The organism is Bacillus sp. cl96, from assembly GCF_900100505.1.
GTDB lineage: Bacteria > Bacillota > Bacilli > Bacillales > Bacillaceae_G > Bacillus_A > Bacillus_A cereus.
Genome location: NZ_FNDM01000004.1, coordinates 138460 through 156281, shown reverse-complemented (window position 1 = coordinate 156281; position 17822 = coordinate 138460). Strand labels below are relative to the sequence as shown.

Below are 17822 nucleotides of genomic sequence, written 5' to 3'. Positions count from 1 at the left end.
AATTAGAAAGATAAAAAGTAAGTTTTTTCGGAAAATTTAATTGGAAACTATTGACTTTACGATTGAATTTTTAATACAATGGTATTTCGACTGAAAAATTAGAACGGACAGGAGGGAATCGTCGAAATGAGCAACATATTTGAAGATGAGTTACAAAAAATGAAGGATACTTTACATACGATGGATGAGCAATTGGATAAGCTTGAAAAAATCCCAGTTTATTATGGAGAAGATTTTAAAGAGCAAATTCTTGAAAGTATGAGAGAGTCTAATAGACAAAATTTACGTATTGGTGTGCAAGAGCCGTACTTTGGAAGGTTAGATTTTCAGGAAGATGGTAAAGAAGCAGTTATGCCGATTTATATTGGAAAAGTAGGGGTTTCGGATATGGACACGATGAAACCAATCATTATTGATTGGAGAGCACCTGTCGCAAGTATGTTTTATTCATTTACCGGTGGAGAAGAATTAGCATTTTATCAATCACCAGATGGGTTAGTAGAAGGTGATGTGTATTTAAAACGAAACATTTCCATTCGAAAAAGAGAACTTGAACGTGTTGTTGATACATATGTAAAAGGAAATGAAGATGTATCGCATGCCGATGATTTTCTTCTATATCGATTAGGTGAGAATAAAGATAATAAGCTAAAGGATATTGTTTCAACGATTCAATCGGAACAAAATGATATTATTCGTGCGGAAAGAAACTTGCCATTATTAATTCAAGGGGTTGCAGGGAGCGGAAAGACAACAATCGCTTTACATCGCCTTGCTTTTTTAATTTATGAATATCGTGAACAACTAGAAGCAGAAAGAATGATCGTATTTGCGCCGAATAGTCTGTTTTTAGACTATATTTCGAGTGTACTTCCTGAATTAGGTGTAGGGAATATTAGTCAAACAACGTTTCCAAATTGGGCATTACGTACGTTAGAGGGTTCAGTGAAACTAAAGCAGACAGAAGAAAAATTGAAAGAAGCCTTTTCAATTAATCGCGATGAAAGAAAGCTTATGATCGGTAAATTAAAAGGTACGCTAGAATTTAAGGCGTTTATAGAAGAAAGAATGACTCAATTTGAAAATGATTTAGTGCCAACAAAAGATTTTGAGGCATGGGATAAAGCTGTTATTCCAGTGGAAGACGTTAAAAAATGGATGCAAGTGGAATATAAACATTATCCATTAAAGAAGAGAAGAGAACGTTTAGTCGGCCGTATGAAACGTTGGATTGAAATTGAACTTAAAAAGTATGGAGAAACAAACGAGAAAAAGTTACTAAAAAAAGAAGCAACAAAGAGATTGAACACCTATATGAATTTTTGGCCAAAAATGAGCCCACTTTCACTATACAGTTCAATGTTGAAAAGCAAAGAAATACTCGAAGTATTACCTGAAGAACTTGTTCAAGAAACAGAAAAGAGTTGTCGTAAAAAAGAAGTGTATGTAGAAGATTTACCAGCTTTAATATACATACATCATCGTATAACAGGGATTGAAATCGGACAGAAGTTTCATCACGTTGTTATTGATGAAGCGCAAGATTTTTCGCCTTTCCAAGTTTATGTATTAAAAGAAATTACATTAGGTAATTCTTTCACTATATTAGGTGATTTATCGCAAGCGATTTATGATTACCAAGGAATTGAAGATTGGAATGCTTTTAAGGAAGTATTCCAAGAAACCGGTTATTATGAATTGACAAGAAGTTATCGTTCTACAAAAGAAATTATTGAATTTGCAAATGAAATAATTAAAAATGCAGAAATCCCAGTAGGACTCGCAACACCAGTCTTCCGCAGTGGAGAAGATGTGAAAGTAATTCATGCAGAAAATCAATTTACTGAAATTGTGAAGACGGTAAAACATTTGCAAAATGCAGATGTGAAAACAATTGCGGTAATCGGAAGAACAGAAGATGAATGCCGTGATATATATGTGAAATTAACAAATGCAGGATTAACGGTCAACGTAATTGAAGCAAACCAAAGTAAATATGAAGGTGGTATATCAGTAGTACCTGTCTATTTAGCGAAAGGTTTAGAATTTGATGCGGTGCTTTTAATTGATGTGGATGAAGAACATTACAAAAACACAAAACATGATGCAAAATTACTATATGTCGGATGTACGAGATCACTTCATGACTTATGGATTTTCCATAGTGGGGAAGCGTCACCTTTAATTAAAGGATTAAAATAAAGTGGAACTATAATCAGTGGGGAGTTTTACTGCAAGCTAATGTGGGATAAATATAAAAAGAGGATTTTCTAGTACAGTATGAAGATCCTCTTTTTTATATTAAAATGGTAGACGAATTAATGACTTGAGCTGTTGTTTAAATGATATACGATGCTTTTTCTAATTCCTTAGTTTGTTCTTTTTCCCATGTACGAACAGCATCTACTGGAGTTTGTGTATGTTTTAACCAATCTAGAATAAGGTGTAGTTGTTCTTGTATTTGACCAATGTTTTGCTCCTTTATGTTCTTATTCTGAATTCTATTAATTAATTGAAGCATATAGGGAAGTTTTTCTATACATTCGCTTAAATCTCCGCAATAACCTGAAGGGAATTCATGTGTACCAAATTCTAAAGTATGGATGTAATTAGAAACTAGGTATATCATAGCTTCTTGTTCGGTATCACCACCTAATTCAATCGCTTTTCGAAGGAATTTTTCTAAATCGTCATCTTTATTGCTAGAGTCCATATAAATTCCTATCCATCTAAAAGGTCTTGAATCAAATGGGTTGTTTTCTGTCCATCTATATAGAATGTCTATTAGAAAACTATTTAGTGCGAAAGTTAAGACCTCATCTTTTTCGTTTAATGCATCTAAAATAGTAAACAGTGAAATGGCAAACTCTTCTTGATCTTTTGATTCCCATTTCTTTGCATTTGAAATAAATGTCTCTAAATGTTTATAAGCTAATTTTCGAAGTCCCGCTTCGCGATGCTGACAGTAACAAATAAAATCATGCCAATGCTCATTTGTATTCATATGTATAATAATAGTTTGTAATGTAGTGAGAGGTTTATCCATTATAAGTCCCCAATCTATTAAGCACGTGTTGAAAATTTAGTGTTATTATATCATTACATAAATTAAAGTGGGAAGAATTTAAGATGGATTTTATTGGTCACGGGATCCAATCGATTGGTAATGAAGCAGTTCTAACAGGACTCATTATAGACTTTGAAGATGAAACGTAAAAAAAATTATTATGTTTATCTGAATGTTGAGGGAATACAAGAGTTTTATTTATCTAATTTTTAGAAAACATAGACTATAATATTGATAAATGGTATAATTTCCTTGTTATTGGAATTAAAATGAAAATATTAGAAGAAAAAGGATTGGGTTGGTTTTAATGGGGGATTCTGATCACAAAGAAACAAAGGCAATATTAAAGTTATGGTTTATTTATATACCACTTGCATTTGGAGAGTTTGTCTTTTCGAATATCATAGGTTATTTAAAAAAATAAAGATTTTGCATTTGAAAAACAATTAACCTAATTTAATTGTTTTTTTATTTTACTTTAATAAACCAAATAAAAATAGAGATTTTGAACAAGATGAAGTTTATGAAGGAAATAACGTTGATTAGGTGCTGAAAACAGTGTGAAATCAACAGTGCCTAAAGAATAAAACAGGAATCATTCAACCATGGTAATTTGCCGTTTTAATGGCTTCCTATAGTGAGATGTTATGTTCACATCATATGTATACGATATTTGTAACATAGCATTACTGGAATTTCAAAATTAGTAGTTAAGGTTGCTACCTTTTAGAGTGTTATAGATATATATAACTTAGCTAAAAAAGCACAAATCATATAATTTGCGCTTTTCATTATCTGTTTTTGGTAAAAAAAGCACAGTTTTTGTCACACTAATACTGTACGATACATAGTATAAAACACATACTGTATGACATATAGTAATGGAAATGAGGTGAGTGAATGGATACTTTATTAAACTCGTTAATTACTGAGTTAAGAAGAGGGACATTAACGTTAGCTGTTTTAAGCCAATTAAGAACGCCACAGTACGGATATTCACTTGTCCAGTTATTGGAGCAATCAGGGATTACAATTGATCAAAGTACTTTATATCCACTACTTCGCAGATTAGAAAAGCAGGAGCTAGTAACGAGTAGTTGGGATAAAACGGAGAGTAGACCTCGTAAATATTATGTTTTAAGTGAATATGGATTAGAAATATTTTTGCAGTTAAAAAAGGAATGGATAAAGGATTCGAAAGAACTTTATAACTTATTAAAGGAGGAGGAAGAGAATGAATTTAATTGATCTCTATATCCAGGAAGTTGCGAAGAGATTACCTGAAAAAAATCGTGAAGATATTACACTTGAACTAAGGTCAACTATAGAGGATATGTTACCTGAAGATTATAATGAAGAAGATGTAAAGAGCGTTCTCGAAAAATTGGGGAGTCCGGTTTCATTGGCTAATGGTTATTTGGATAGACCGATGCATTTAATTGGACCACGTTATTTTGATGTATATACGACATTGTTAAAAATGATTATACCAATCGCGGCAATCATTGCACTCATATCAATGGTTGCAGAAAATTTTATAGGCTATAGTGGTGATCAAGCGGTATTAAATGTTATTTTACAATTGATAGGTAAAGGTATTGGGGAAATTTTTGAAGTGGGTCTTCATGTATTTTTCTGGTTGACACTTGTGTTTGTTATTTTAGAAAGAACAGATAAAGACAAAGGTATTCAGCCGTTGACGACAAGTTTTAAAAAATGGACACCAGATGATTTGAAAAACATCTCGTATATCCCAAAGAAAAAAGCAATCTCGAAGTTTGAAGTTTTTGGAGGTTTAATGTGGACAGCAGTTTGGGCTACACTTTACTTTTATGCGAATCATCTTGTTGGCGTATATCATGGTACGGCAAATGGACTGAAGTTTGTCTCGCCAACTTTTAATCAAGATATTTTACTGCAGTACTGGCCAATCGTTGTAATTATGATCGTTTTTGAAATAGGTATATCCCTTTATAAATTAGTACAAGGAAAATGGACGCAAAGATTGGCGATTGGAAATGCTATTCTTCAAGTAGCTGGGACGATAGTATTCATTGTAATTGTAGTAAATCCACATTTATTTAACGCAGGATTTATTACGTATTTGGCAAATGCATTTACTATTTCCCCAGAGGAGTTTAAAACGCGGCTCATTGGGGGAGGAATTTTCTTTTATATGTTATCTGCTGCAATAAATATATTTGATGGTTTCCGAAAAGCTAGTATTCGTATGTAGATAAAAAACGGAAATTTCGATAAAATAAAACTATTAAAAAATAGTGAAATAAGATGAACATGATGAAAGGAAGAAAATAATGATAAGGGAAGCAACGAAAAGAGATTTAGCATACATTTTAGATATTTATAACGATGCGATACTTTATACAACAGCTGTATATGCGTATAAACCTGTAACCCTTGAAAATAGAGTAGATTGGTATGAACAAAAAAAGGCTGAAGGGTATCCCATTTTCGTATATGAATTAGATAATAAAGTAGTAGAATTTGCGACATTCGGCCCATTTAGAGCGTGGCCTGCTTATAAATATTCAGTTGAACATTCTGTGTATGTAGATAAGGCATATAGAAAAAATGGCATTGGGTCTTCATTAATGAAAGAATTAATCAGAATTGCGAAGGAAAGAGAGTATATGACCTTAATTGCTGGAATTGATGCAGAGAATGAGAAAAGTATTGCCTTGCATCAAAACTATGGATTTGTTCATGCAGGGACAATAAAAAAAGCTGGTTATAAGTTTAATAAATGGCTAGATTTAGCTTTTTATCAGCTGGAACTTAACGGTCCTGAAAATCCTATAGAAGAATAAATATTTTTCGGTAGCAAGAAAAAATTCATGCTACCTTTTTCTTATTTAAATAGCTGATATGAGCTGCCGAAAAGTTTTTTTATATTCGATATTGAATTTATTGGTATAATAGGAATGTTTAACGAATTTCCGCTTCTTTATGTGATGGGGGGAAAAGATTTACCGAATCGACGTGAAAATAAAGAGGTAGATGAAGCTTTTGCAGCAGTTTTAAAGTACATATACAAAGAATATAGTGAAAGCATGCTAGGAGTGAGCGATTGAAAAGAAACTTAAAGACTTCAACAATCATTATTTTAATTTTAACGATTATTGCTCTTGAAGTTGGAATCGCACTATATGATCACAATTTGTCATTAGATACAATTTACTTTGCAGCGATCCTTATTTGTATTGTATTGCTTTTTGGCACACGTGTTTCTGGAGAGAAAGAAAGTACATCGCAACGAGGAAGAAGAAAAACAGCTCTTATATTTTGGCCATCTATTTTATTGTCTATCGTTTGTTTTGCGGTTATAAGTTACATAAGGGTAGGATATGTCTCTGTACCAGGTATAATTGGCTTTTCATGTTTTGTTACATATGGTGGATTCGTATGTATTAGTATTTTAAAGAGAAAAAATAAAATGTAGATTACTAAGCTGAAAGGGAGCAATATAAATGAAACATATAAAGAACGGTACACGTACTGAAGGAGAATATATTAAAAATAAAGTTATTCAATATAATATGTCCATCTTAACAGATGAGGCAAGACAGACGATGGAAGAAGTAAGCCTCGTAGTAAAAAATGAAGAAGGAAAAATTTTTGGTGGCGTAACAGGTACGATGTATTTTTATCACCTTCATATCGACTTTTTATGGGTTGATGAATCAGTTCGTCATGACGGTTATGGCAGCCAACTTTTACATGAAATTGAAGGGATTGCGAAGGAGAAAGGGTGTAGATTAATATTGCTAGATTCATTTAGTTTTCAAGCACCAGAATTTTATAAAAAGCACGGTTACAGGGAGTATGGTGTCGTTGAAGATCATCCGAAAGGTTATAGTCAGCACTTTTTTGAAAAGAGATTATAATAATATTATGTATACTGATTGATAGGAGAACGAATATGTACACGTATAAATTGCAACAAGAACAACCAATCTGTGCAGAAAAAATAAAGAAGCTTTATGATTCTGTCGGTTGGTGGCCAGAAAGAAAAGAAGTCGATATTGAAAAAATGTTAAAGAATAGTATAGCCATTGGAGTATGGGAAGAAAATGAATTAGTTGGATTTGCTAGAGTCGTTTCTGATGGTGTTTTTCGAGCATACATTGAAGATGTTGTCGTACATGAGAGTGTAAGAAATAAAGGTATTGGAGAGAAGATGCTTACAATATTACTTCGAGAAATATCTCATATTCATATTGTTAGTCTATTTTGCGGAGAGAAGCTAATAAAGTTTTACGGTGAGCAGCAATTTCAAGCAACGAAGCAAATTGTGATGCATCGTAATCAAACAGGGAAAGAATAAGAGGTGCCAATTAAAATGAATGCAACAAGAGCATACTGTTTATCGAAAAGAAAAGCGACAGAAGATTCTCCAGATGGTTGGAGTGCAACATGTATGAGGCTTAATAATAAAATATTTGCGATAGTAAATCATGAAGAAGGCGAAAAAGCTGCGATTACATTGAAGTGTGATCCAGAAGTCGCATTAAGAATAAGAGAAGATTATCCAGAAACCATTATTCCAGGGTATCATATGAATAAAAAACATTGGAATACTGTTTATATTCATAAGGATATAGTGCAGGAGCAAATTAATAAAATGATTGATTGGTCGTATGATTTAGTACTACAATCATTTTCAAAGAAAAAGCAGCAGGAGTTAATGGATTAATATGTATTAGGAGTGTGTGTAATGAAAGATTCGATTAAAGATACGTATGATAAATTAGCGAGTACATATAAAGAAAATCTAGATTTCGCAAATCCATATAACAGTTATTATGAAAGACCGGCGATGATGGAGCTTATTCCAAAGGAACTAGAAGGAAAAAAGATACTAGATGCTGGATGTGCAGCTGGATGGTATACTTCTCAATTCATAAAAAGAGGAGCAAATGTTACAGCAATTGATGTAAGTCCTGAAATGGTAAAAGCAGCAAAAGAAAATATAGGAGAAGAAGCAACGTTCCTTTGTCATGATCTGCAAGAAACATTGCCATTTAAAGATAATACATATGATGTGATTGTAAGTTCATTAACTCTTCATTATATAGAAAATTGGAATCAAGTATTTCAAGAATTTCGTCGTGTATTGAAGCCAGGTGGAGAACTTATATATTCTATTCATCATCCTTTTATGGATTTCACAAAGTTTCCATGTGAAAATTATTTTGAAAAACAGTTATTAATAGATACTTGGGTTAAACCGAATATTACTATTGAAGTCAAGTTTTTTAGAAGATCATTACAAGACATACTAAATGAAACTACAAATTATTTTGTATTAGAAGAGATAGTAGAACCGAAGGCAATTGAAAAAATGAAAGAAGTAGACGAAAAATCATATTATTATCTAAATACGAATCCACATTTTCTTATCATTAAAGCAACTAATAAATAGCTAGTAAAATAACTTTGTTTTACTAGCTATTTACAGTTTTACATTACATATTAGGGGACTTTAAAATGAATACGAAACGAAATAGAGTAGTATATGCACTATTTACTATAGTTATTATTATTTTAGGTCTTAGCTCAAGAAAGTTTTCTTTTGCACTACCACATCTATTAAATGATTACTTAGGCGATGCTTTATGGGCATTAATGATTTTCACTGGCTTTGGATTTTTGTTTCCTAAAACAGAGACGAAGAAGTTGGCTTTTATTAGTTTAATGTTTTGCTACGGGATTGAAGCGAGCCAATTGTATCATGCGGAATGGATAGATAGCATGCGTGCAACGACTTTGGGCGGACTCGTGTTGGGATACGGTTTTTTGTGGAGTGATTTAGTGGCCTATACAATTGGTGTTGGAGTGGGAGTACTGTGTGAGGTTATTTTTCGGAAGACATAAGAATTGTAAAAGGGGTATTTGTAAATGGAACAAGCACTGGAAATTGCAAAGTTTTGGTTTCAAAATGAACATGTCACAGCTACTGTAATTCAACAAAAAGTAGCGAAGGTTATATGCAAGAATAAAGAGTATATTTTAAAGAAAACAGGATCAATAAAGCAACTTCTAGTTGAATTCGATGTTTTGAAGCAACTGTATGAAAAGGGAATTAAAGTACAGAGAGTAGTAAAGACAGAAAATGATGAACAATATGTATTATATAAAGAAAAATATTATTGCTTATTTTGTCCAGTTACCAGATTCATTAAAGTTAAATGAAGAAATGTTCTTCTGGATTTTCGCTAATAAGGAAACTATTGAAGAAGTTATAGAAGGTATCGTAAAGGTATGAAAAAAATAATATTAATTGGTTCTGGTGGTTCAGGAAAATCTACATTAGCAAGGCAGTTAGGAAATAAATTAAATATTAAGGTGCATCATCTTGATGCATTATTTTGGAAACCGAATTGGGAAGGTGTTCCGAGAGAAGAACAAATAGCAGTTCAAAATAACTTAATTAAAGATGAGAAGTGGATTATTGATGGGAATTATGGCGGGACGATGGGTATAAGACTGAATGCAGCTGATACAATTATCTTCCTTGATATTCATAGAACAATTTGTATTTATCGTGCTTTTAAAAGAATTGTAAAATACCGGAATAAAACAAGACCAGATATGGGCGCGGGATGTGAAGAAAGATTTGATTTGCAATTTTTTAAATGGATATGGGAATATCCTAATGCTAAACGACCTACAATTTTAAAAGAGTTAGAGCAATTGCCGGAAGAGAAAAAGGTTATTGTTTTAAAATCTCCAAATGAGGTTCGGAAATTTTTAGAGCACATATAATTATAGAATGTAACACAAAAATTCTTTGTGAATCTTACCGATTAGTTTAATAAAACTAATCGTTTTTTATTATGAAAAATTTACCGCTTTTTGAAAATTGTATTTTGTAATGAGTATATGACTTTAATTTCATATAAAATGAACGTTTGGAGGAATAGAAAATGACTAACGATTTAATTCAACTAATCGATTCATTAATGGTCAATATTCCAGCTGGAGAGGTAGTATTAAGAGATGATCGAATAAAAAAAGAATGGCTAGTACAAATTCAACCATTTCTTCTTGCAAAGTATGCTGTAACAATGAAACTATATGATGCTATTACAAATAGTACATTAAATAATTTTGATAAAAATCATAAACCAGTTGTCAATATTTCATGGAACGATGCCATTGCGTTTTGTAATGTACTTTCAAAAAAAGCGGGATTAAAAGAATATTATTCTATTAGTGATGGTGGTCAAATTGTGAAATGTAATTTAGATTCAAATGGAGAGATTCATGACGTTGGCCAAAAAGAACCGAATGCATGGGGACTTTATGATATGCTAGGGAACGTTTGGGAATGGTGTTATGATTTGTATGATGAAACAGTGTACGGATCATACCGCATTTTTCGTGGTGGTAGTTGGGCTGAAACAGCGAGAGGGTGCGGCGCTACTTGTCGTCGTCGAAGCCATCCTACATTTCATATAGATGATCTCGGTTTTAGACTTGCTAGGTCAATTTAGTAGGAACATGATACGAACAGCTAGGAAAAGAGTATGGAGAGAATCCGTACTCTTGCCAACATAGAAATGATTTAACGTAAGGAGTGTTTATTATGGCGCGTGTTTTATTTATTAATGCTGGATCAGAAGGACATATAAATCCAACTTTACAAGTTGTAGATGAATTGATTTCTCGTGGTGAAGAGGTCGTTTATTTTTCAATAGAAGCTTTCAGGGAGCGGATTGAGAAGACAGGTGCTACTGTACGAACGATTGATGATCAAAAATTTATAAAAGCGTTTCTATCTGGAGGCAGAAATTATTTACAGGAAAGAATAAATGGCCTTCTACATACAGCAGATATTGTAATACCTAGCGTTTTAGAACAAATTGAAGGTGAACATTTTGATTACATAATTCATGATTCTATGTTTGGCTGTGGCCATTTAATTGCTCAAATCCTTAAACTTCCAGCCATAAATTCATGCACATCTTTTGCGCAGGATGAAAAATCCTTTGAGCAAATGTTAGGTCATCTATCAAAAAATATCCCAGTAGAAATTTATGATAAAATACAGAATGATTTTCAAAACTTAACGAAGGGAATTGCTGAAAAATATGGTGTTGAAATAAAATCATCGTATGAAGTTTTCTGTAATCCTGCACCCCTTACTATTGTATATACAATTAAGGAGTTCCAGCCTTTTGGTGATACGTTTGATGAAATATATAAATTTGTAGGACCATCTATCTCTGCACAAATGAAAAACAGAGACGTTGATTTTACTTCAATTGAAGAAAAAAGTCCGATTTATATTTCATTAGGTACTGTTTTTAATGAAGCGATTGACTTTTATAAACTGTGTATGAAGGCCTTTGAGAATAGTGAGCATACAATTGTTATGTCTATTGGTAGTAAAACAAAAATAAGTGATCTAGGCGAAATTCCTAAAAACTTCATTGTGAAAAACTATGTACCCCAAACTGAGCTGCTTACATATACGAAACTATTTATTACACACGGCGGGATGAACAGTGCGCATGAAGGACTGTATAACGGGGTTCCGCTCGTTGTAATACCGCAAAGTGCAGATCAGCCAGTAGTCGCAAAGCAAGTGGAGAGTCTTGGAGCAGGAATAAAATTACAAATGCAAGGATTAACTGCGGATCAACTAAGTGAAAGTGTAGAAATGGTATTAAATAATCCGTCATTTAAAGAAGTTGCTTTGAATTTGAAGAAATCTTTCCAAAAATCAGGTGGATATAAGGAAGCTGTTGATGAAATTTTTATATTTGTAGGTCAGTGAAAAAATGAAATTATACATTAGAAAAGCATCTAAATAGGATGCTTTTTATTTAACTTTATAATTCTTATTTTTAATATCTAGTATGGTTAAAACTAAGGCACTGAGAGATATAAGTATAAGAATAAAAGTTAACCAGTTAAATGTATTGTCAATTATGAAGTAAAGATGATAGATAAATATATTCGAATTTTATTTTAAAATGTTAGGACTTAGTTTTACATGTTAGTAATAATTTCACTGTTTCTGCACAACTTCTGCACATACTCAGGTAATTTCTATGTCATGATATATTCATAAAGTGAAATATTTCACAAGAAAAATATAATTTCACTGCGGTGTATGCATAATTAACACATACATCGGTACAAGTTTGTCTCTTGTTATTCTTTTACATCAAAGCCCACATTCCACTACAAAGTATAACAAGAAGGAGACATGAACATGAATAATCGATTTTTAAAACAACTACAAAATATGAAAATGAACAAAAAAAGTTTAGGAGCTGTAGCATTAACAGCTGGAATTATTAGTACGACACTTATTCCTCAAAATGCTTATGCGCACGGTTTTGTTGAAAAGCCCGGTAGCCGATCCGCTTTATGTAGTTCAACTTATGGTGCGCTAAATGTAAACTGTGGAAGTGTTATGTATGAACCACAAAGTTTAGAAGCTCCAAAAGGTTTCCCACAAGGTGGTCCAGTAGATGGACAAATTGCTTCAGCAGGCGGAAAATTTGGTGGTATTTTAGATCAACAAACAGCAAATCGTTGGTTTAAAAATACAATCACTGGTGGGGAAAATACATTTACTTGGAAGTATACTGCGCCTCACTTAACGAGTAAGTGGCATTACTATATTACTAAAAAAGGATGGAATCCAAATAAAGCGCTAACAAGAGCAGATTTTGAACCAATTGGAACTGTACAACATGATGGTTCTGCAGCTTCAAATAATTTAACTCATAAAATCAATGTACCTACTGATCGTAGTGGATATCATGTGATTTTAGCAGTATGGGATGTAGCTGATACAGCAAATGCATTCTATAATGTAATTGATGTTAATCTTATTAATGATGTGAAACCAGACATAGAAGCGCCAAGTATTCCAAATGGACTTCAGACGCAAAAAGTAACAGCAAATAGTGTAGAACTAACATGGAACGCTTCTACGGATAATGTAGGGGTAAAAGGATATCAAATCTTCCGTAACGGAGAGATGATTGATACAGTAATAGGCACTCATTTTATTGATAAGAAATTACAACCAAGCACAGAATACTCTTATACTGTAAAAGCAATTGACGCAGCTGGCAATGTATCGAAGGAAAGTACAGCGCTTACAGTAAAAACAACAGTTGAGATTCCAGATACAGAAGCACCAACACAACCAAAAGGATTACATAGTATGGGAACGACAGCGTCAAGTGTGGATTTAATGTGGAGTCCATCTGACGATAATATTGGTGTAGACCATTACGATATTTATAGAGAAACAGAAGGATCAATGAAAAAGATTGCAACATCCAATACAACTTCTTATATGGATAAAAATCTGCTCGCTAATACTACTTATAAATATGTAGTAAAAGCTGTTGATGTAGCTGGAAATGAATCCGTACAGAGTGATATATTCACAATTACTACAAAAACCGAAATCGCTTCATATGAAGCGTGGGATGCAAAAAAAGCATATAAAAAGGGAGATAGAGTTCTACACGAAGGAAAAGTATATGAAGCAGTCCAGAGTTATCAAGGAAATGGTGATCCGAACTGGATTTATGCATTATCATTATGGAAAACAGTGTAAGCTTTACCTAGATATGAACTAAGAGATGATGGGCTTTGATTTCAAAAGAGAATCTGGAGAATTCACTTTTCTATTTATAAAAAAGGGTAGTGTATGAATACATAAGATTCATATACTACCCTTTTTATTATGATAACATTTTCGTCATAAGTATATGCGGAATGCCATCTTCCATAAATATATCAGAAGAAGTTTCATAACCTAATTTTTTATAAAATCCTTCAGCTTGTGTTTGCCCGTGTAGTTTCACTTTTGTAGCTTGTTCGTTACGAGCAATTTCTTCTAACGTTTGAATGATGACTTTACCTAATCCGTATGTACGATAATCTTTTAAAATGCAAATACGTTCTAATTTTCCGACGCCATCAACAAATCGTATACGCCCTGTACCTACAGGAAGCTCATGATAATAAACTAAAATATGTTTACATTGCTCTCCGATTTCATCGAATGTATCGAATTCATCTGCAAGAGGGACACCTTGTTCTTTTACAAATACTTCTTTTCGAATATGAAAGGCAGTTTCTAAATCAGCAAGTTCTGTTATAAGTTTGGATTGCAAAATATTCAGTCCTTTCTAATGTAATCAGCTTGTGTTTTCATAGTATATCATAATAAAGCGCTATAAAGAGAAGAACATACTAAAAAGCCAACTTTAAAAAGTTAGCTTTTATTACAATTCCTTTATCCCATTTTTAGCGCCGATAATTACTTTACTCGTCATACTTATAAATAACCCTGTTTCAACTACACCAGTAATCATTTTTAATTGAGTGTGTAAATGGGCAGGATTAGAAATATGATTAGGGAATATACAATCGATAATCATGTTATTGTTATCGGTTATATAGGTTTCATTGTTTTTCAAACGTAATGTTGTTTGACATCCTAAAGACTGAATTTTATTTTCGGTTTGTTTCCATGAAAAAGGGATGATTTCAATAGGTAATGGAAAAGTACCTAAATGTGTTACAAGTTTCGATTCATCAGCAATGATAATTAGTTTTTTAGAGGAAGAGGCAACGATTTTTTCACGAAGTAATGCACCGCCACCGCCTTTTATAAGTTGTAAATTTGAATCAATTTCATCCGCTCCATCAATTGTAAGATCAAGACTTTGTACGTCGTTTAACGAAATTAGGGGGATATTTAGTTGCTGTGCTAATGCTTCAGTTTCCTTTGATGTTGGTACAGCTTGAAATGATAATCCTTCTTTTACACGCTCACCTAATTTTTGTATTGTCCAATATACAGTAGAACCTGTACCAAGCCCAATTTTCATGCCATCGTTTACAAAGTTAGCAGCATATTCGCCAGCGAGCTGTTTTAAATTCATCGCTTTACTCCGCCGGACGTGGCCCAGCATCAAGACCTGAATTTTCAACTGTAAGTACCGGACGAACGACTATATCTTTATGTACACGCATTTGACAAGATAATCGTAAATGATCTTCAATTCCTTTTTCCGTCATTGCATGTTTCTCATTCGCACTCGCTTCACAGAAATCACCTGCTAGTATTTCTACTCTACAAGTTGTGCAACGTGCATTCCCGCCGCAACGATGAAGAATGTTGACACCGCTATCTTCAATTGCTAATACTAACTTTGTTCCTTCTTTTACATCAAAAGTTCCCGCACCTTCAATTGTTAATTTTGGCAAATTTGTTCCTCCTCACGTAAAATTGTACATAACATATTTATGACCGCGAATTATTGAACATAAACATTATTTTTTTATATCCCCGTAACTTTTTTTAATGTTGAATCGTTTATTAAGTAAGCGCTGAAAAGGAGTGGTTATTTTGTGCACAAAAGTAACTCATGTTTTAAAGAACCATATCGATATGAATCATTCAAATATAAACTTTTTAATTGAACAATATGGAGAGTTAAAAAGATACTGTACTTTTTTAACGAAAAACAAATGGGATGGGGAAGATCTCGCCCAAGAAACAGTGTGTAAAGTACTTCAAAAATATAGAAATAAAGATATTTGTATGACACTCGTCTATAAAATAGCAAGAAATCGTTGGTTAGATCAGATAAAGTCTAAGTCTGTTCATGAAAAAATAAGAGAACAAATCACTTTTGAAGAACCACATGAGAACATTGCAGATTTGCATGAAATGGTAGGGAAAGTATTGTCTTCATTAAATGTACAGCAATCCGCAATTTTATTATTAAAAGATGTTTTTCAATATAGTATCGCTGATATTGCTAAAGTGTGTTCTGTATCAGAAGGTGCAGTGAAAGCTTCTTTATTTCGGAGTAGAAATAGGCTGAAAACTGTAAGTGAAGAAGGGGTCGAGATAGTCGAATTCACAGATGATATGGAAGTTGTAGTAACGTCTATTCGAGAAGAGAGACCGGAATTATTAACGAAACTGCTTCCGTCAATAGATTTTACTAAGTTACCATCTAAACAGCCAGTCTTATTATTTAATGTGAAACAACCTTCTTCCTACAGTTGTATGCTTTGCGCAGCATAACAAGTATTGGAGGAATTTAAAATGAATACAATTCCATATGTAGTAGAACAAACAAAATTAGGAGAGCGTTCCTATGATATATATTCAAGGTTATTAAAAGACCGCATTATTATTATCGGCTCAGAAATTAACGATCAAGTAGCGAGTAGTGTCGTAGCGCAATTATTATTTTTAGAAGCAGAAGATGCAGAAAAAGATATATATTTATACATCAATAGCCCAGGAGGTTCAACGACAGCAGGTTTTGCAATATTAGATACGATGAATTTAATTAAACCAGATGTGCAAACGCTATGCATGGGCTTTGCGGCATCATTCGGTGCATTGTTATTATTATCAGGAGCAAAAGGAAAACGGTTTGCGCTTCCTAACAGTGAAATTATGATTCATCAGCCGCTTGGTGGTGCACAAGGGCAAGCAACAGAAATTGAAATAACTGCGAAAAGAATATTAAAGTTAAAGCATGATATTAATAAAATGATTGCAGAAAAAACAGGCCAACCGATTGAAAGAGTAGCACATGATACAGAAAGAGATTATTTTATGACTGCAGAAGAAGCGAAGGTATATGGGATTGTAGATGATGTTGTTACGAAAAAATAAGATGAAAAAGGCTAGAGGATATGTTAATTCTCTAGCCTTTTTATTAATCCTTTACCCATTCATCAACTAGCGCTTGATTGTTCTTAATCCATTTTCGTGCCGCTTCTTCGGGATCTTTCGTTTTATTTAACTCGACCATTAATGTACCAAGCTGCTCATCGTTCATTTTCCATTTATCAAAGTATTTTATGATATCCGGGTGATCTTTTTCGAAACCTTTACGAACGGAGTAATAAATGTCATCTTTTTCACCATATACTTTCTTAGGGTCTTTTAAATATTTTAAGTCAAATTCTGAAAAACCCCAATGCGGATTCCAAAGCGTAACAGCGATTGGTTTCTTTTTTGTATATGCTTTCTTTAGTTCACTCATCATCGCAGCTTCAGAAGATTGGACAAGTTTTAGTTTTATATCATATTCTTTCATTGCTTTATTCGTTAAATTCATAAGACTACTACCGGGTTCGATACCGACAATTTTATTATCTAGTTCATCTTTATGAGCATTTAAATCTTCGATACTGTTTATGTTTTTCATATAAGAAGGGACGACTAAACCTAGTCCAGTACCTTCGTACCATTTTGATTTTAAGACAATATCATCTTTATAACGATCGTTTAGCGGTTTATCTGTAACTGGTAGCCATACTTCTAAATTCGCATCAACATCGCCACGAGCGACACCAGTCCAAATTGCGGCTTTTTCTAAATACATGAGCTCAACTTTGTAGCCTTTTTCTTCTAATAAAACTTTCCACATGTTTGCAGTTGCAATATTTTCTTTCCAACTTGTTACACCAAGTTTAATTTTTCCTTTCGAATTTGCATTTGTTGCATTACATGAAGTGAAAATCATAGTAATAAATAATGCAAGGCATATAAACCAAATTTTCTTTCGCATCGAAAACCTCCTAAGTAACGTTTGCCTTATAAAATAAATGTATAAGTAAGCATTCTTATTATGAACGGAAACGAGAATTTTAAAGAAATCTTATGAATGTCATTTTTATGTAATATTTCTTTGTAAAATCGCAACACTATGTGAATAGA

The 17822-nt window shown here is 33.0% G+C and carries 21 protein-coding genes and 2 pseudogenes; 18 read left to right on the top strand and 5 right to left on the bottom strand.

The genetic code is table 11. The features are described from left to right. The first annotated feature begins 126 nt into the window (after positions 1 to 126). Positions 127 to 2202: a HelD family protein gene (locus BLT20_RS11010; protein ID WP_000065166.1), complete on the top strand. Its 2076-nt coding sequence runs from the start codon at positions 127 to 129 to the stop codon at positions 2200 to 2202. A 116-nt stretch (positions 2203 to 2318) separates the two neighbouring features. Here the strand turns inward: BLT20_RS11010 and BLT20_RS11005 are convergent. Then, positions 2319 to 3046: pseudogene (locus BLT20_RS11005) on the bottom strand (hypothetical protein). Positions 3047 to 3967: 921 nt separating this feature from the next. Between BLT20_RS11005 and BLT20_RS11000 the strand changes: the two are divergent. The 15 genes and pseudogenes from BLT20_RS11000 to BLT20_RS10930 all read left to right on the top strand — a co-directional run bounded on the left by BLT20_RS11000 (position 3968) and on the right by BLT20_RS10930 (position 13679). Beyond that, a complete protein-coding gene (locus tag BLT20_RS11000; RefSeq protein ID WP_000380295.1) occupies positions 3968 to 4315 on the top strand; it encodes a PadR family transcriptional regulator in 348 nt (115 codons plus the stop codon). After that, positions 4302 to 5303 (top strand): HAAS signaling domain-containing protein, encoded by a 1002-nt coding sequence (locus BLT20_RS10995; RefSeq protein ID WP_001048882.1) that lies wholly within the window; start codon positions 4302 to 4304, stop codon positions 5301 to 5303. Before BLT20_RS11000 ends, BLT20_RS10995 begins: the two co-directional genes overlap by 14 nt. A 79-nt stretch (positions 5304 to 5382) precedes the next feature. After that, positions 5383 to 5895 (top strand): GNAT family N-acetyltransferase, encoded by a 513-nt coding sequence (locus tag BLT20_RS10990; RefSeq protein WP_073339192.1) that lies wholly within the window; start codon positions 5383 to 5385, stop codon positions 5893 to 5895. A 114-nt stretch (positions 5896 to 6009) separates the two neighbouring features. Beyond that, the gene (locus tag BLT20_RS30560; protein WP_000481402.1) at positions 6010 to 6159 is read left to right on the top strand and encodes a hypothetical protein; all 150 of its coding nucleotides are present in this window, start codon (positions 6010 to 6012) and stop codon (positions 6157 to 6159) included. After that, positions 6156 to 6527, top strand: a complete 372-nt coding sequence (locus BLT20_RS10985) for a hypothetical protein (protein WP_000827997.1) — start codon at positions 6156 to 6158, stop codon at positions 6525 to 6527. The genes BLT20_RS30560 and BLT20_RS10985 overlap by 4 nt, the downstream gene beginning before the upstream one ends. Before the next feature lie 28 nt (positions 6528 to 6555). After that, positions 6556 to 6972: a GNAT family N-acetyltransferase gene (locus BLT20_RS10980; protein WP_000680539.1), complete on the top strand. Its 417-nt coding sequence runs from the start codon at positions 6556 to 6558 to the stop codon at positions 6970 to 6972. Between the two features lie 35 nt (positions 6973 to 7007). Beyond that, positions 7008 to 7412 (top strand): GNAT family N-acetyltransferase, encoded by a 405-nt coding sequence (locus tag BLT20_RS10975; protein ID WP_000288973.1) that lies wholly within the window; start codon positions 7008 to 7010, stop codon positions 7410 to 7412. 15 nt (positions 7413 to 7427) lie between these two features. Beyond that, on the top strand, positions 7428 to 7781 hold the full coding sequence (locus BLT20_RS10970) for an MmcQ/YjbR family DNA-binding protein (RefSeq protein WP_000994621.1): 354 nt from the start codon (positions 7428 to 7430) through the stop codon (positions 7779 to 7781). A gap of 21 nt (positions 7782 to 7802) precedes the next feature. Next, positions 7803 to 8510: a class I SAM-dependent methyltransferase gene (locus BLT20_RS10965; protein ID WP_000655262.1), complete on the top strand. Its 708-nt coding sequence runs from the start codon at positions 7803 to 7805 to the stop codon at positions 8508 to 8510. Positions 8511 to 8575: 65 nt separating this feature from the next. Further along, positions 8576 to 8962: a ribosomal maturation YjgA family protein gene (locus BLT20_RS10960; RefSeq protein ID WP_001093456.1), complete on the top strand. Its 387-nt coding sequence runs from the start codon at positions 8576 to 8578 to the stop codon at positions 8960 to 8962. Positions 8963 to 8986: 24 nt separating this feature from the next. Next, positions 8987 to 9247: pseudogene (locus tag BLT20_RS10955) on the top strand (aminoglycoside phosphotransferase); the annotation flags it as partial. A gap of 102 nt (positions 9248 to 9349) precedes the next feature. Next, a complete protein-coding gene (locus BLT20_RS10945; protein ID WP_000720555.1) occupies positions 9350 to 9853 on the top strand; it encodes a DNA topology modulation protein in 504 nt (167 codons plus the stop codon). A gap of 161 nt (positions 9854 to 10014) precedes the next feature. Continuing rightward, positions 10015 to 10584 carry a formylglycine-generating enzyme family protein gene (locus tag BLT20_RS10940; RefSeq protein ID WP_073339190.1) on the top strand — a complete coding sequence of 190 codons (570 nt, stop codon included), beginning with the start codon at positions 10015 to 10017 and terminating at the stop codon, positions 10582 to 10584. A gap of 92 nt (positions 10585 to 10676) precedes the next feature. Beyond that, complete coding sequence (locus BLT20_RS10935) at positions 10677 to 11870, top strand: macrolide family glycosyltransferase (RefSeq protein ID WP_000124880.1); 1194 nt, start codon at positions 10677 to 10679, stop codon at positions 11868 to 11870. A gap of 441 nt (positions 11871 to 12311) precedes the next feature. Continuing rightward, entirely contained in the window at positions 12312 to 13679 is a 1368-nt protein-coding gene (locus BLT20_RS10930) for a lytic polysaccharide monooxygenase (protein ID WP_001065159.1), read from the top strand. A 127-nt stretch (positions 13680 to 13806) separates the two neighbouring features. Here the strand turns inward: BLT20_RS10930 and BLT20_RS10925 are convergent, their stop codons facing one another. From BLT20_RS10925 to BLT20_RS10915, 3 genes are all read right to left on the bottom strand, one after another. Continuing rightward, a complete protein-coding gene (locus tag BLT20_RS10925) occupies positions 13807 to 14241 on the bottom strand; it encodes a GNAT family N-acetyltransferase (protein WP_001190863.1) in 435 nt (144 codons plus the stop codon). 111 nt (positions 14242 to 14352) lie between these two features. Then, complete coding sequence (gene rpiA, locus BLT20_RS10920) at positions 14353 to 15015, bottom strand: ribose 5-phosphate isomerase A (protein ID WP_001049991.1); 663 nt, start codon at positions 15013 to 15015, stop codon at positions 14353 to 14355. Positions 15016 to 15019: 4 nt separating this feature from the next. Continuing rightward, on the bottom strand, positions 15020 to 15340 hold the full coding sequence (locus tag BLT20_RS10915; protein ID WP_001125388.1) for a 2Fe-2S iron-sulfur cluster-binding protein: 321 nt from the start codon (positions 15338 to 15340) through the stop codon (positions 15020 to 15022). A gap of 142 nt (positions 15341 to 15482) precedes the next feature. On the opposite strand from BLT20_RS10915, the gene BLT20_RS10910 reads away from it, so the two are divergent. Both BLT20_RS10910 and clpP read left to right on the top strand, forming a co-directional pair. Then, positions 15483 to 16169 carry an RNA polymerase subunit sigma-70 gene (locus tag BLT20_RS10910; protein WP_000337511.1) on the top strand — a complete coding sequence of 229 codons (687 nt, stop codon included), beginning with the start codon at positions 15483 to 15485 and terminating at the stop codon, positions 16167 to 16169. A 21-nt stretch (positions 16170 to 16190) separates the two neighbouring features. Then, positions 16191 to 16772, top strand: a complete 582-nt coding sequence (clpP, locus tag BLT20_RS10905; protein WP_001092373.1) for an ATP-dependent Clp endopeptidase proteolytic subunit ClpP — start codon at positions 16191 to 16193, stop codon at positions 16770 to 16772. Between the two features lie 43 nt (positions 16773 to 16815). Here the strand turns inward: clpP and BLT20_RS10900 are convergent, their stop codons facing one another. Continuing rightward, positions 16816 to 17673, bottom strand: a complete 858-nt coding sequence (locus tag BLT20_RS10900) for a glycine betaine ABC transporter substrate-binding protein (protein WP_001227613.1) — start codon at positions 17671 to 17673, stop codon at positions 16816 to 16818. Positions 17674 to 17822: the final 149 nt, after the last annotated feature.

Coding starts and splice junctions, on each gene's coding strand:
- BLT20_RS11010 (WP_000065166.1), top strand. CDS start 127: ATGAGCAACATATTTGAAGATGAGTTACAAAAAATGAAGGATACTTTA.
- BLT20_RS11000 (WP_000380295.1), top strand. CDS start 3,968: ATGGATACTTTATTAAACTCGTTAATTACTGAGTTAAGAAGAGGGACA.
- BLT20_RS10995 (WP_001048882.1), top strand. CDS start 4,302: ATGAATTTAATTGATCTCTATATCCAGGAAGTTGCGAAGAGATTACCT.
- BLT20_RS10990 (WP_073339192.1), top strand. CDS start 5,383: ATGATAAGGGAAGCAACGAAAAGAGATTTAGCATACATTTTAGATATT.
- BLT20_RS30560 (WP_000481402.1), top strand. CDS start 6,010: ATGTTTAACGAATTTCCGCTTCTTTATGTGATGGGGGGAAAAGATTTA.
- BLT20_RS10980 (WP_000680539.1), top strand. CDS start 6,556: ATGAAACATATAAAGAACGGTACACGTACTGAAGGAGAATATATTAAA.
- BLT20_RS10975 (WP_000288973.1), top strand. CDS start 7,008: ATGTACACGTATAAATTGCAACAAGAACAACCAATCTGTGCAGAAAAA.
- BLT20_RS10970 (WP_000994621.1), top strand. CDS start 7,428: ATGAATGCAACAAGAGCATACTGTTTATCGAAAAGAAAAGCGACAGAA.
- BLT20_RS10965 (WP_000655262.1), top strand. CDS start 7,803: ATGAAAGATTCGATTAAAGATACGTATGATAAATTAGCGAGTACATAT.
- BLT20_RS10960 (WP_001093456.1), top strand. CDS start 8,576: ATGAATACGAAACGAAATAGAGTAGTATATGCACTATTTACTATAGTT.
- BLT20_RS10945 (WP_000720555.1), top strand. CDS start 9,350: ATGAAAAAAATAATATTAATTGGTTCTGGTGGTTCAGGAAAATCTACA.
- BLT20_RS10940 (WP_073339190.1), top strand. CDS start 10,015: ATGACTAACGATTTAATTCAACTAATCGATTCATTAATGGTCAATATT.
- BLT20_RS10935 (WP_000124880.1), top strand. CDS start 10,677: ATGGCGCGTGTTTTATTTATTAATGCTGGATCAGAAGGACATATAAAT.
- BLT20_RS10930 (WP_001065159.1), top strand. CDS start 12,312: ATGAATAATCGATTTTTAAAACAACTACAAAATATGAAAATGAACAAA.
- rpiA (WP_001049991.1), bottom strand. CDS start 15,015: ATGAATTTAAAACAGCTCGCTGGCGAATATGCTGCTAACTTTGTAAAC.
- clpP (WP_001092373.1), top strand. CDS start 16,191: ATGAATACAATTCCATATGTAGTAGAACAAACAAAATTAGGAGAGCGT.
- BLT20_RS10900 (WP_001227613.1), bottom strand. CDS start 17,673: ATGCGAAAGAAAATTTGGTTTATATGCCTTGCATTATTTATTACTATG.